This is a genomic window from Lysinibacillus sp. fkY74-1, from assembly GCF_053165895.1.
In genome coordinates this window covers 2,955,629-2,970,960 of the sequence record NZ_CP170173.1, presented here as the reverse complement: position 1 = coordinate 2,970,960, position 15,332 = coordinate 2,955,629, and the positions used below count along the sequence as shown (strand labels likewise).

General features: G+C 37.8%; 10 protein-coding genes. All 10 read left to right on the top strand.

Annotated elements, in window-relative coordinates; genetic code table 11:
* Positions 1-21 precede the first annotated feature (21 nt).
* The 10 genes from ACE1MS_RS14550 to ACE1MS_RS14505 all read left to right on the top strand — a co-directional run bounded on the left by ACE1MS_RS14550 (position 22) and on the right by ACE1MS_RS14505 (position 15,314).
* Positions 22-1,293, top strand: coding sequence for a normocyte-binding protein (locus tag ACE1MS_RS14550; protein ID WP_447402443.1), 1,272 nt, complete (start codon positions 22-24; stop codon positions 1,291-1,293).
* A complete protein-coding gene (locus ACE1MS_RS14545; RefSeq protein WP_447402442.1) occupies positions 1,284-1,979 on the top strand; it encodes an iron-dependent peroxidase in 696 nt (231 codons plus the stop codon). The genes ACE1MS_RS14550 and ACE1MS_RS14545 overlap by 10 nt, the downstream gene beginning before the upstream one ends.
* Before the next feature lie 80 nt (positions 1,980-2,059).
* The gene (locus ACE1MS_RS14540; RefSeq protein ID WP_447402972.1) at positions 2,060-4,648 is read left to right on the top strand and encodes a molecular chaperone; all 2,589 of its coding nucleotides are present in this window, start codon (positions 2,060-2,062) and stop codon (positions 4,646-4,648) included.
* Between the two features lie 38 nt (positions 4,649-4,686).
* Positions 4,687-5,460, top strand: coding sequence for a DNA and RNA helicase (locus ACE1MS_RS14535; RefSeq protein ID WP_207889280.1), 774 nt, complete (start codon positions 4,687-4,689; stop codon positions 5,458-5,460).
* A gap of 66 nt (positions 5,461-5,526) precedes the next feature.
* Positions 5,527-6,165 (top strand): hypothetical protein, encoded by a 639-nt coding sequence (locus ACE1MS_RS14530; RefSeq protein ID WP_207889279.1) that lies wholly within the window; start codon positions 5,527-5,529, stop codon positions 6,163-6,165.
* On the top strand, positions 6,165-7,676 hold the full coding sequence (locus ACE1MS_RS14525) for a phage baseplate assembly protein V (RefSeq protein WP_447402441.1): 1,512 nt from the start codon (positions 6,165-6,167) through the stop codon (positions 7,674-7,676). Before ACE1MS_RS14530 ends, ACE1MS_RS14525 begins: the two co-directional genes overlap by 1 nt.
* Before the next feature lie 15 nt (positions 7,677-7,691).
* Positions 7,692-8,789, top strand: coding sequence for a pentapeptide repeat-containing protein (locus ACE1MS_RS14520; RefSeq protein WP_447402440.1), 1,098 nt, complete (start codon positions 7,692-7,694; stop codon positions 8,787-8,789).
* Positions 8,790-8,813: 24 nt separating this feature from the next.
* Positions 8,814-9,311, top strand: a complete 498-nt coding sequence (locus ACE1MS_RS14515; protein ID WP_207889277.1) for a serine protease — start codon at positions 8,814-8,816, stop codon at positions 9,309-9,311.
* Between the two features lie 85 nt (positions 9,312-9,396).
* Positions 9,397-9,795 carry a DUF4280 domain-containing protein gene (locus ACE1MS_RS14510; RefSeq protein ID WP_051891603.1) on the top strand — a complete coding sequence of 133 codons (399 nt, stop codon included), beginning with the start codon at positions 9,397-9,399 and terminating at the stop codon, positions 9,793-9,795.
* A 29-nt stretch (positions 9,796-9,824) separates the two neighbouring features.
* Positions 9,825-15,314, top strand: coding sequence for a DUF6531 domain-containing protein (locus ACE1MS_RS14505; RefSeq protein ID WP_447402439.1), 5,490 nt, complete (start codon positions 9,825-9,827; stop codon positions 15,312-15,314).
* The last annotated feature ends 18 nt before the right edge of the window (positions 15,315-15,332 follow it).

Below are 15,332 nucleotides of genomic sequence, written 5' to 3'. Positions count from 1 at the left end.
TCATGAAAGAAGGAAAGTAAATTGTTAAAAGAGCTCATGTTTGAACGTTTACGAAAAATAGAAAATCTAGAGCAACGTCAATTACTAAAGGACATTGTAAGTGGCGTTTTTGTAAATCTAATTGATTATCAAGAAGATATGAATAAAAAGCTTGAAGAACGTATTTTTAATGAAATCGATGATTACGAGAATAGATATGACATTTACACAACGCTTAGTGCCCGAGAAGATGTCGACCCCATTCATGATTGTTTGTTTCCGATATGTCCAACAGATTTGGAAGAGACAAAAATAGACATGGAGAAGCTTCTTGAATCTATTAAAAATAATGAACCTGCAATACTCATGACATTATTTATAGAGTGTGATTCTATCGAAATACAGCATTTACTTGCACAGCAACGAATTTTCAATGGTCATCTTGCTACATCGCAGGGATTGGTTGAAATAAAGCTGAGTCTTACTAAAAATAATCGCTATTTGCAAAAAATTAAAGACCTTTATTCAATCTTCCAAAGAAATGGCCTACCTTGGAAAACAATCAACCATCCTTTTGTGAGTAAGTTCATTGATGTCATACTTATAGGCTGTCCACCATTAAATGAGGATGTAGAAATTTTCGAGGTTACGATTGATTTAGAGGAATATGAGCAGCAAAAACGATTGAATATGGTTCCGCTTTGGAATGTTCAGCGTCACGAGGTTAAGAATAGCGGTTTTCCATTCCCAGCCATTGATAGAATAAATTATGAGCATGTCTTATCGTTACGAAAAACGGGTACTCAACATGGTTATCTCATTGATGCGGAAGAAGACAATATTAGATATATAAAACGTTCAGATAGTGAATTAACCATTGTTTCACCTCAGGATCAGTCAGGAGTATGGCAGCTACTTAAAATTGCTAAAGTAGAAAAAGAACAAGTAGGTAAAATGACTTATGAACTAGTCTCGAATCGGCGAAATGAGCACTTTATGCACAAGCTCTCTAGTAAATATAATGTAAATGTTTCAACAAAAGGAGAAATAATTCGACTGATAAACTCCTTTCAGGCAGCAGATAATCTTGAACTTTTGAGAATAGATATTTTGGAAGGGCATTTAGATAATCGTCTCTTCGTGCATCCATTTTTAAAAGACGCAACAGAAGATGCCAGTCATAAAAAGACGATGCTATTACAATTCCTGTCAAAACAAGATCGAGATTTTATGACGAATGATGTCTTAAGCTTTCTCCTTGCTGAAGTCCAGAGGTATTTCACTGAGTATAAATGTGTAGGTAAATGGATATGAATTATATTTGGGATTTACTTATACAAGCTGAAGAAGAGGGCTTTTTAGCAAAGGATATTTACTTTCATCTTGCCAAAATCTATTCACCTTATATGGAGCTTAGTCCACAACTATTAAATTCACAGGCAATAGAGCAACATGTGGAAGTAAACCCCTATTATCGTTACTTTGATATTTTTAAAGATCTCTTTCATCCTGATCATATGACTGATGAGGCCTTTAGAGACGCTTTATTAGATATTACATTGCACTTTTTAGCTGAAATTGATCGAATGCAAGGCTTGAATAAAAAGGAATATTATATTCGCTTTATGCTGAGAGACATTGAAGCAAATGTATTTGGAAAACTGGTTCGCGATAAAATCAAATCTTTTTCAAAGAAAGAGCAAGAAATTATTGCGCTTAACATGCTCAGACTCTATCAAACAGGAGAGGCATTATATCTGATAAAGGACACGCTGAAAAATATATTTAGAAATTGTTTTATTTATGTGAAGTCAGAGGGAAATGATGAATTACTGCTTTACATTCATCAAAAAAAGACAATAGAAAATATCAATAAAGTTCAGCTAATCCAAGAAATCTTTTTACCTATTGGCTTTCATATGGAGGTTTACTGGCAATACCATTTTGGCATTATTGACGTAGAAGAGACTATGAAGCTAGATCGAATAGCTCTTTATTAAAAAGTGGGGAGGGGTATAAATTGACGACTAAATATTCATATAAGCTTTATGCGAATAAGCGTTATACAGAAAAGAAATATATGACCTATACACGTGTAGAGTTGATGGAGATGACCACTTTTCAGCTTAGAAATATTTGTTATAAAGAAAAGCTCATAACAGGTTTAATTAATACGCTAACTAGGGACGAACTAATCGAGAAGATTTTAAGATACCGTGGAGCTGAAGAACATCTATTGATTAAAGAAAAACAAGATGGGGGCTTTGAAAGAGTCGAGGAGGCACTGCAAAAATATTTAAAAACACCACTTTCAGATAATGGTGATATTAAAATACCTGCCAAAATGAATCTCTATAAAGGCATGAAAATAGATAAGCCAGATCAATACCTCATTGAAACAGGTGGCTTTCTTGTAGAATCTAATGTGCTACTAGTAAATGAGCATTTTGAGTTATGTGGCATTCTAAATATCGTAAAAGACGATGAAAAAGCAAATTGCTATTACCTAGTGGCAGATCAAGCGCTAGGAATACGCGAGACAAAGAATAAGAACTATAGCTTTATTTTTTTCCGAAAGCAAGACTCAGAGTACATCTATAAAACATATTATCAGGAGACACCACTCCCTCCAACAAATCTACATTACTACAAAGTGCCAATACCAGATTTAGAGATGAAACAATTAGAGACAACCAATGCCATTCTTGCCATTGATTTTGGCACAACCAATACAACAGCTGGTGTATTTTTGGATAGCGATTATGTCTCATCACCTTGTAGCCATGATCTTTTAAATAAGAGAATTACGCTCAATAGCATCAATTTTGTACAATTCCCAGATCCATTACACCAAAAAGAATGGATCGAAGTTGTGCCTACAGTGGTTGCGGTTGCAGATTGCTCGAACGCTGATCACATAAACTATCATTTCGGCTATGAAGCCTTGAAGGTTATGAAAAAAAATAGCTATACATCATTAGCCACTAAATTTCAGGGCATCAAACGTTGGGTTAGTAATTATGCGAAATTGGAGGAAATAATGGATGCGAATGGGAATACAGCGGTTATCCCACGCAGTCAAATCCTCAGAGAATTTTTACTCTATATCATTCAAATGGCTGAGCATCAATTTAAATGTCGCTTCAAACATTTGCATATTTCAAGCCCTGTTAAGCTGAAAACTCAATTTTTAGATATGTTTCACGCCATTTTACCTGAATATCAAATTGAAATTGAGCATGCTCTCGATGAAGGAATGGCAGTGCTCTATAATACGATAGCCAATCAAATAGAGAATCAGAGCTTTATGGATGGCAAAGAATACAAGGCTCTAGTAATCGATTGTGGAGGGGGAACAACAGACCTCTCATCCTGTAAGTTTCGAATAGAGGACGGACATATTTCCTACAAAATTGATATTCATACAACCTATGAAAATGGGGATACCAATTTTGGTGGTAATAATATTACGTATCGAATTTTTCAATTTATGAAAATTGTCTTTGCGAATTATTATAGTCGTGGGAAAAATGCCTATGACATCGATGCGCTAATTGATATTCCAGGGAAGGATATTTATCGGTATGTTGATGATTATGGCGTCGAGGCGGTTTACAAGCAATTTGAAAAGACATTTGAGGATGCTGAATCTATTATCCCTACACGTTTTAAAGAATATGAAAATCATACGCGTGATGAGTATTTAAGGGTTCGTAATAATCATTATTTCTTATGGGAAATGGCCGAGGAAATGAAGAAAGAATTTTTCCGAAAAACCGGTATTCTTAGGAGTCGCTTTTACTCAGAAAGCGATATACAGCAAGATAGTGATTTGAATATCACAACGGTAGATCGCTGGTGTTTATCCCTATTAGAAAACCACCAATTTAAAGATGTTTATGACTATCCAAACGTTTATTTCAATATTAAAGAAATTAACCACCTAATCAAGGCGGATATTTATGATATTGTACGAGAGTTTTTAGAAGGTTTTTATGAAAGTGGCATGCTTGGCGAATATTCCATTATTAAGCTGACAGGGCAATCCTGTAGAATTGACGCTTTTCGAGAGGCTTTAAAGGAATTTGTACCAGGTCGTAGCATTGAATTTAGACAAAAGGCTGAAAACGTTGGAAAAGTGCCAGAATTAAAGCTCGCCTGTTTAAGAGGCGCATTACGCTACTTAAATGCGAAAAAGATTGGCATGATCGAAACGGAAGTAACAAATGATGCACCTATTGTACCGTATACGGTTAGTGCATTTACTCATAATCGTCAGGAAAAGCTTCTGATTAGTAGTCTAGAGAGACTGAATCAAATTCATGGAACTATTTCCCGTCCATGGGGCGTCACAGAGGTTGAATTTTTCCTAACTGGAAGCGATCCTCAAGCAGCATATAAGTATACCTATATTAATCGTCAAGAGAATTTTGTCCCTGTGCTATATGAGAGTATTGCATCGAATTATTTTGATAAAATTCCACAGGACGAAACAGATTCAATCGTCAATGGGGAGGTTAAATTCTTTGTCTTTGCAGGAGAGGATCATTGGGGCTTCCATGTCGTGCCAGTGGCTAGGAAAGAGGAGCAGCTAATGATCGGGAGCAAGGAATTCTTTGCCTTTGAAACAGATTTATCAGAGCTAGATTTCTTTGATGGATTAAAGTAAGTAGGCATCTGCCAAAAAATAAAAGAGGTGAGTGACAGATGTTTACCAATCAATATCCACATTTTCAAAAAGGCAGAATTTTAAAAAGAGAAATGCTGGAGAACTTGCGCGATTATCCAAGGGAATTTTTAGATTTATATTTCCAGGATTATTCAAATGGCATTATAGCAGGTGCCAATATTACGATTGCAGATACCATTATCCATATTACAAAAGGGATCGTTAAACATAATAATAGGCTTTATTTACTACGTAATAGCTATGAACTTCCATATGAGGCAACAGGGCAAGAAACCATTATAAAAATAAAGTTTGCTGAAGCAGTGAATAAATTAGATTTCACGGATTTTACAGCCACTATTTTTCTCGATGAGTCTCTGAATCTTGCCCTAAACGAATTAGAAATAGCCCGCTTTAAATTAAAGGCTGGAGCAAGGCTGCGATCCGAGCCAAATAATTTTTTAGATTTTGCCACGGAATACAATACAGTGAATTATCTGCACTGTCAGTATGCAGGTATACAAGAAAGCACATACCACCCTAAAGTTTTACAGTTTTACGCAAAGGAATTATTAAAAAATCGCCCAACCAATGTATATGATATTACCTTTGCTTTTGAATGTTTGAATCAGGAGCGGGTACAGCGAGATGTCATTGAAATGTATATTTGCAATCGATTAGAGTTAGAATTTCAAGCGTTTTCCAATAGTCAAATTCATAAATATTTGTACCGGATATTATCTGAATCAAAAAAAGGTGGTCGTCGAGTAGGACATAGTCCAGAACGACCAAAGCGTATGATAGTCGATTGACTAAAATTCAGTTGGTGAACAACGCTTAAGCATAAACAGGAGCTGAACTAAAAGGAGTGGTAAAAGATGAATTTCATGGATGAAGAAGTCATTGAGATGACGAAACAAGCGCGGCAGAAGAAACGATTGGAAAACCTAGAAAAACAATTGGTACATACAGACGTTGTTCAAGCGATTAAAGATGGTCAGCTAATGATTGAAGATGAGACAATCGAATTTACGAAAATGGACTTTTATGATGGGCAAATCCAAATGCGTATTCCAGCCGCTTTTGAAGTAATGGAATCTGATTTAATGGATATTAAATATCCGTCCAGCCGAAGACCCGATTACATCTATACAAGTGAAAGTACATCTATTAATGTCACGCTGAAAATCATGGAACAACAAATAAAAGCAGAGGAGTTAGAAGATTTCACACAGACTATGATGGAGATACTTCAAAAAATGCAGCCAACAACAAAAATGTTGGATATCGGCTTTAATGAAGTGAACGATGTCCAAATTGGTTACTTTGATTTCATAACACCTGCACTAGATAACAAGATTTATAATTTAATGTTTTTGTTTATAGTAGGCGAAAATGTGACGATGGGCTCTATAAATTGTTTGAAGAAAGAGATGAATATTTGGAAACCTATTGCTTATGGGATGATGGAAACTATCTCAATCCAGAATAAATTAGATGGAGAGGGTGTTGTTTGATGGATCGGATAAAAAATGAAACAGCCTTAACATATAAAGATATGATCGTGATGCCCTATAACATTCGCGTCCATCAAATCGAAATTACGCAACAAATGAACGATCATGCTACATTGCATTTAACGGGTGTAATTCCAGATGAACTCGAAGATTCCTATGTATATATGACAGATGCAGAAACATCTATAGAGGTATTGCAAATAGATGGTAATGGTCAATCGAAGCCTATTTTTAATGGGTTAGCATTAGATGTACAAGTGAAATCAGTGATGGGCACTTATTATTTGGACGTTAAAGCCGTTTCACATACGTATTTACTAGATGTTAAGAAAAAAAATCAAACCTATCAAAATGCTAGTATGCCATACAGTGAATTAATCGATGTGTGTATTGCCGATCAAAAAGGTGCAGATTTCATAGATCATGTCACAAAGGGAGCTAGTATTGGTCGTTTTACAATGCAATATATAGAGACAGATTGGGAGTTTCTTAAACGAATGGCCTCGCGTTTTCATACAGGTCTAGTGCCAGATACAGTTCATTCATCTGCAAAATTTTATTTTGGTATTCCATTTCAAGCTGGGAGCACAAAGAAAATGGAGGCCATTAATTATCGGGTTAAAAAGGCAATTGGCAATTTTCTTATCTCAAGTAAAAATCATCTCGAAAGTATTACTGATAGTGACTACATGTATTATGAAGTAGAATCGCTGCAATCCTTCAAAATAGGCAATGAAGTTACTTTCCAATCTAAAAAATTGTATGTTTATAAAATTTTTTCAACTTTAAAAGATGGCTTGTTCAAGCATATTTATACGTTAACACCTCGGAATGGTTTCAGTGTCCACACTACCTATAATCAAGCTATTATTGGTGCTTCCATTCAAGGAAAGGTAATTGATGTTGCCGGGGACAAAATTCGTATTCATGTCGATTTCGATGAGGGGCAAGAAAAGGATACGGCCTATTGGTTTCCATATTCAACAATTTATGCATCAGAAGATAACACAGGTTGGTATTTTATGCCAGAGCTATCTGATAATGTAAGAATCTATTTTCCAAGCAATCATGAGGATGAAGGGATTGCGATTAGCTCTGTTTCAAAAGCGCCTCCACAATCAAATACGATGTTAGCAGCAACTAATCCAACCAGTCAAGATGGGGGTGGCGGGTCAAGTGCTACACCACCAGAGGATAGTCGCCAAGATCCAGGACGTATGGCTGATCCAGATGTAAAAACACTCAGAACAAAGCATGGAAAACAAATTCTACTTGCACCTGATCGGATTGTTATATCGGGTGGAGGGTTGATGATTTCACTGATGGATGATAATGGTATTTCGATAATAAGTGATAAGAATATTAACTTAAAAGCTACAGATAAAGTGGTCATTAATGCCAAACAAATAATGATTAATGCGAACGAGAAAATTGAGATGACCTGTAAAGAAAATTCAATCAAGATGGAAGATAAAATGGAAATTAAAGGAACAGAAGTGCGAGCAAATTAGTAAGGATGTGAATGCATGAAACGAGAAGAAGCATTACAGCATTTTATGGATGAATGCGTTTCAGTTCATGTCAGCCGATTGCAAGAGAAAGTTGATCGACAGTTTCGCCAAAACAAGGAAATTTTGCTACAACCACTCATTTACTCACTTGAACAGTTGTTTGCGAATATTAGAAATCAGCAAAGACAGGGAAAGTTAGCACCAATTGCCTTTATTCATCTCTCTTTGCTGCGAACCTCATTACTAGAAAACAAGTGTACGTATTTGCTAGAGGCATATGGTGAAGCATGGTACTTTGATTGGGTCGAATGTACAGCACATTATGAAGCAACATGGCTTAGTGAGGCAATGGTTGATTTACAAAAGACGCTTGAGAAAGAAAGAAAACCGTATCTCATGATTCAAGCAGCTGATGTTAGAGGGATTATTCAAAAGTTAGTAGTTCTATTTCATCAGTATATCATTCAATTGGTTCGCTATCTTTTTCGCTATCAAAAGGAAAGCGTACCTGAACTCCATTTTCAACGAGCAGAGTGCTTGCGATTTCGTGTTGGTGAGTACAAAGGGGTTAGTGAGGATGTTGCTATCATTGACGAACGAGAACGGGTGGATAAAAACCTTCTCTCATGGTTAGAGCAAAAAGAGATGGACAAAACGTATACATTCGAAAACTTCTCAAACCTACCATTACAACAGAAAAATTTTAACCAGATGGATTTTTCCTACGCAATTTTTAACAGTTGTGATTTAGCAGGGTCTTCATTGAAGGAAAGTATTTGTGTTGGTACTAGCTTTGTAGATTGTAGTTTAGAGAATGTTGACTTTTCCTATGCAGCTATTCAAGATACGGATTTTCGAAATGCCAATTTGGTAAGCGCTAATTTTAGTTATGCTCAAGGAAAAAAGCCAAGGCTTTCGGGAGGGGAAGTGGCATGCTACCTCGGTACTGATTTCAGTAATGCCAATTTGGAAAATGCGAGATTTGACTTTGCGCAGATTGAAGGTGCCAATTTTACAGGTGCTAATTTAAAGGGGGCTACCTTCTTTAAACGTGATCAAGAGAAATATCAATTTAGCGCAGAACAGGTGAAAGATGTTCATTGGATTTATTAGCAATGATAGATACAGGAGGAAAAGATGGAATATTTTATTCTTCGGCAAGATCTAAGCATTCTCAATCCAATCATCCCTTTGAAAACGGACCTCGATGAAAACTTTGTCTGTTCTTCTGTATTCGGCGAAGTGGTAGAAAAAGGGAATGCGGTATATCTAGATTATTTAGACAAGCCTCGAAGAATCGTGTCTGATAATTTAAAAGCGCTGTTAATGAAATACGAGGATAACTTAGGTTTTACAGCTATTGTCTTTACGGATGTCAAGAAAGGGACACAGCGCGTGTATTGGCTTATGGATATAGTGAAGAAGGACTGTATTTCTCATGAAACCGCTTATTATCCTGACGGAGGAATAAAAGAGCTAGTGATAGACCCCAAGAAAGTGGAATTGGATTGTATTTTTCAAGTTGAAAGCCATAAGGAAGCTTTTACAATCATTAATTTAGATGTGGCAGAAAGTATATTGCGACGCCCCTTTCTTGGGATTCAGTTGCAGCGAGTAAGACAGGAAAGAGAGTAAGTAATTTTAATCATTCCAAACCATTGCTGCTATGTAGTGCTAAAGCGGAAATTTATCACAAATGATAGGAAGGGAAGGATATTTAATGGCTCAAGTTGTAGAAAATTTGGAGACAGAAGGTTCGGAACAAGAGCAATTTAGTTATGTAGTACATGGCGCAATCATTGCCTGTGAGCATGGTAGCCACCTCAATTATTTAAATTTGCCGCAAGATCATGGTGTTTATATTAAAGAGAAAGCAGTTATGAATGTTGGTGATAGAAACCCTGATAACATCCCAACCTTTGGTGTTTGCTTAAAGTTGAAAAAACCATGTACACCTGTATGCTCCATCGACTGGATGGAAGGGATGGAAAATGTCAATATCGAGGGCAAGCAAGCGTTACTTAATCGTTGCCATACGCAATGCTCTGCAGGCGGAGGCAAAATCGATATTGTTCATGACGGGCAAGAAGACTTAGAAATACCGAAACAAGGTTTTTAAAGAATAGATCGATTGAAAGGAGGTAAGTAATGAAAGCGCTAGGAGAAAAAGAAGTCCACATGATTAGTACATATGAGGATCTTGTAGTCGAATGGCCTTATCCACTTATTCATTTAGACAAGCTAACAATAAAACATAAAGGTAATGATCATGCCAGGTTGTCCTTTACCGGAATGATTGCTGAAGAGCAAGCGCAAAAGTATATTCAGCGAGTTAGTCATACAGATGAAATTGTTGTGAAATTTGGACGAGACAAGAGCATATTGTTCTCAGGAAGAATTGAAAATGCAGAGTTACAGGCATCTCAAGGCGTGCACACTGTCACAGTAGAGGCAGTATCTTTTACAGCAAATCTGGATATTGAAAAGCGCTCACGTTCTTTTCAAGATGCGAATATGACGTATGTGGAGTTAATGGATAATATTGTGGGGGCCTATCCTTATGGGGATTACATTGATCATGCCTCTAATAGTCAAACCATTGGTCATATTGCGATTCAATATTTGGAAACGGATTGGGCATTTATTAAAAGAATGGCCTCCAATCTACATGCGGTTGTTTTTCCTGATTTAAAAGGGAAGGGTCCACGATTCTGGTTTGGTACACCCCAAAGCAGGAAAAGCATAACGATTGATCATCTTCCTTCCATATTACGTATGGATGTAGATACGTATCGGTTGAATACAGAAAATGATGGTTCGGATGTAAGCGAAGCTGATTATACATTTTGTGAGTTTGAAAGCACAGAGGCCTTTGAGCTAGGCACTTCGGTGCAATTAAAGGGAAGGCCCTATATTATAACAGTTCGAGAAGTCCACCTTGATGATGGTGTATTAAAGTTTCAATATACTGCACAACCAGAGAAAAGTATTCGCCAACGATTGGTACGCAATTTAGATTTGATTGGGGCAGCTTTTACAGGAAAGATTATTGATGTCACGCAAAACACCGTTAAAATCCATTTAGATATCGATAAAAAACAGGAGAAAGAAAAAGCGCACTGGTTTGCTTATTCAGCAGATGCTAACGGTGTGATGTATTTAATGCCGCAAAAAGGTGCACGTGCCCAATTACATTTTCCAAGTGCTGTGGAAGAAGATGCCATTGTGATTAGTTCGGTACGTGTCAATCCAGCCACACCTGAGGGTGGACAAAAACAAACGAAAAAAATGGCAGACACGACCGTGAAATCATTAGCGACCAACGCGGGAAAAGATATGACATTAGGTGTTGGGGATATTACCTTTAGTGCAGTAGATGGCGTTTTGGACCTTAAGATGGATGATGGGGAAGGTGTAACATTTCAAAGTAACAGTACCATCATGCTAGCGGCAGATGAAACACTTGAAATGAGTGGAATGAAAGAGCTATCTGTAGAGGCGGAGGAATGGATTGCTATTTCAGCGAAGGAGCAAAGTCATGTAATCCTTGCAGCTGACACACAGTTAATTAGTACACTTATAGATCAAGAGGGTACGGAGAAGCAAAGCCAACCACCTAAGCTAAATGAAGAAGCAATCGAAGCTACAACAAAAGTGGACGTCATTTTCCCACAAAAAGCAGAGCAGAAGAAAGAGAAAAAAGGCTTCTTTAGTAAGTTGCTTGATAATGTTAGTTTAGCGTTAGATGTCGCTGGATTTATTCCAGGTATCGGGACCATTGCAGATATTGCGAATGCAGGTATTAGCTTGGCAAGAGGAGACTATATGGGAGCAGCCATGAACTTAGTGGGCGCAGTTCCAATAGTGGGCGATGCAGCAAAAACTGCTTACAAGGTCAATAAAGCCGCAAAAGTAGCAGAGGCAGCCAGTAAAACCGCCAAGGCTGCGGATAAGGCAGTGGATGCCTCAAAAGCAGTAAAAGGAATGAAAGCGGCTTATACAAAAGTATCACAAACGTTAGATACAGTTTCGGCACTAGCGAACAAAGGCTCTAAAGGCGTGAAGACAGCCGCGGATAAAGTTATTGCCTCGATGGATGAAGTGCTAGCTGTTTCAAAGGCAGTAGACGGTATGAAGGCTATGGCTAAAACAGAGCTGACGAAATTTAATCATGGGGTATTAAAGAAATTTAATTGTACAAAAGGATTAAGTGATAAATTCTGTAAAAAAGGCTTTGAACCGGTTGATTTAATCACAGGGCGTATGATTTATGAAGGTGTCGACTTTGAACTACCTGGACCTATCCCACTATCATGGGAACGTGCTTGGTACAGTGATAGTAGTCGAGTTGGTTTGTCAGGTCATGGTATGCACTTTACATACGATTTAGCCTTAGAGATATTTGAAGAAGAAGATATGATTGGGATTGTGGTGACAGATGGTCGCGCAGTAGGGTTTCCAATTTTACCAATAAATTTTCCATATTTTAATAAAAAAGATAGAATGACCCTAAAAAATACAGGTAAGGAATATCATTTATTTGAGCATGATACACGCTTGCTTTATGTATTTGAACAAACAACAGAGACGACATACCGATTAAAAGAAGTAAGAAATGAGCAAGACCACCATATTCAATTTGCCTATAACCCAAAAGGCTTCTTATCGCAAGTAACAGATAGCGTAGGGCGCGTACTAGACGTTACGACCAATGAAGCGGGAAGAATGACGGAAGTTGCTTTACGCAATCAAATGAGTCGTGAAGTGTTAGTCCGCTATGTTTACAATGATGTTCAAGATTTAATCGAAATCCAAGATGCATTAGGACAAAGTACATATATCCAGTATGTCAATCACTTAATGATGCAAAAAATAGACCGCAATAAAAATAGCTTCTTCTGGCGCTATGATGGTCCAACAACAGGTGCACGCGTTATTAAAACATGGGGAGATGGCAATGTCCTTGCGGGTGAGCTTACATATCACGAGGGCTATAACGAAATTACGAATAGCTTAGGCCATAAAAGCTATTATTATTTTAATGAAGATAACCTCTGTACAAAAATTGTTCATCCAGATGGTAGTGAGATCAGCTATGACTATAATGAGGACTTTGAATTACTGCAAGAAGTGGATGAAGATGGGCGTGTGACAACATTCAGCTATGATGAGTGGGCAAACCCAATAAAGATGACGCTTGCAGATGGCAGTACATTATCCTCTCAGCATGATGACAAGGATCGATTGATTCAGGCAGTTGATCCAGAGGGTGGCAGTCGTCAGTGGATTTATAATGAAGACGGGACATTACAGGCAACGATTTTAGAAGATGGTACAAAGACTGAATTTTCCTATAATGAGCATCGTTTGATTGAGACAGTGACAAATGCGCAGGGTCATATGGTAAGCTTAGCGTATGATGCTGATCTGAACTTGAGTCAAGTGACATTGCCAGACGGGACAAGTTCAACCTGGACATATGATCGTCGAGGTAACTGCATTAGCACGACCAATCCACTAGGGGCCACAGAGAAATTCCGTTATGACCATTTAAATCGCCTTGTACGAGCCAACCTTTCAGATGGTAACGACGTTCAATTAAAGTACAATGCCTATGACGATATTATTTTTGCGAAGGATAACCATACGCAAGTTGCCTTTGATTACACGATTCTTGGTAGCCTAACGTCTCGAAAGCAAGGTGGCAAGAAAGTACAATTTACCTACGATACAGAGGAGCAATTAACCGCTGTGATCAATGAAAAAGGCGAAGCATACACCTTTGAACGCGATACCAAAGGCAATATTATCAAGGAAAACGGCTTTGATAGCATGGAAAAAGTGTATGAGCGAAGCCTAGCAGGATTCGTGCAACGGATTCAACGGCCAGGAAATCGTTGGACAGCGTATCAGCACGATGCGCTAGGAAATGTCATTCGATCAGATTACTATGATGGCACTTGGGAAACGTTTGCCTATGACAAAAACGGTTCGCTACTAGAAACGGAAAACGAGCATGTAACCGTCAAGCTAGAACGAGATTCATCTGGACAAGTGATCAAGGAATGGCAAAATGACCAGTGGATTGCGAGTAGCTACGATGAATTAGGCAATCGCTCCCAAATGACAAGTAGCCTCGGTGCCAAAATCGATGTCACACGTAATGAGCTGGGCAATGTCTTGCAAATGACAGCTTCTCGCTCTGAGCAAGCTCAGTGGACAGCCTCGATGCAGTACAATGTACTCGGACAAGAGATTGAAAGAACCCTACCAGGGGATGTCATTAGTAAATGGCAATATGATATAACTGGTAGACCGACACACCATCGCGTAAGTAGTCAAAACCGCGATACGCGAAGACGCGTGTATAATTGGGATGTAAATCACCAATTACGCAGCATGGTCAACGAGCTAACGGGTGTAAAAGTGACATACGGCTATGACGAATTTAGTAATCTCGTATGGGCCAATCAAGACAGTCGTCAATTCGACTTTTTATATCGTAGCGTCGATGATGTTGGGAATCTATATGAAACAAAAGATAAAAAAGATCGTATCTATGGCGCAGGCAGTAGATTATTAGAAACACAAGATGCCAAATTCTCCTATGACGAAGAAGGAAATCTCGTAGAGAAAGTCGAAAAGAATGGTGATACGTGGAAGTATGAGTATTATGGCAATGGGATGATGTCGAAGGTCATTAAGCCAGATAATACGGAAGTTACTTTCAAATATGATTCATTAGGTAGGCGAATAGAGAAGAGTTCTGATGAAAAAATAATGAGATTCGTGTGGGATGGGAATACTGTCCTACATGAGTTTGATTCGCAGAATGATTTGGCTGAACTAGAAAATCAAGTTGAGTCACAGAACAAATCTGAAATACCAGATAATCTAGTCACATGGGTATTTAATGATGGGTTAATACCTTCAGCTAAAATCACGAGTGAAGGTAATTATAGTATTATTAGCGATTATCTCGGAACGCCTGTAGAGACCTATGATGAAGAAGGAAATCTAGTTTGGTCAGCGGAACTTGACATTTATGGAAGAGTAAGAGATTATACAGGGGAAGGAGACTTTATTCCTTACCGATTTGCAGGGCAATACGAAGATGACGAAACTGGATTATACTATAACCGTTGGCGTTATTATGATCCTAGCATGGGAACGTATACGCAAATAGACCCTATAGGGCTTGTAGGGGGAAATCCTACACTCTATGGCTATGTGAAAGATACTAATAAGTTTATCGATCCGTTTGGGTTGGAGATTGATGATCCATTTAAAATATTCTTTAGCCAAGATACTATTGGTGCAAATTTTGGCGATAATTCTAGCCCTAATGTTTTGATAGAACAGTTAAAAAATAATCCAAACTATTATAAACAGGTAGAACCAATAAGACTTGTGAAATTAGCAGATCTTCCGCCGAAAGTTCAAGATAGATTATTAAAGCAAGGGGCAGGAGCGAACGATGTTTTCACGGTAGATAATAGAAGGCTACATGCTGCTAGAGAGGCTAATTCAAAGGTGAATTCCATATGGGCGACTAAAGAAAATTTAGGGAATATTAATTTAAATAGACGATTTAGCACTAAGACAGCCGGTAGGACAATTGAAATTCGTTGCCCTTAGGTAAAGAAATGGAGGGCA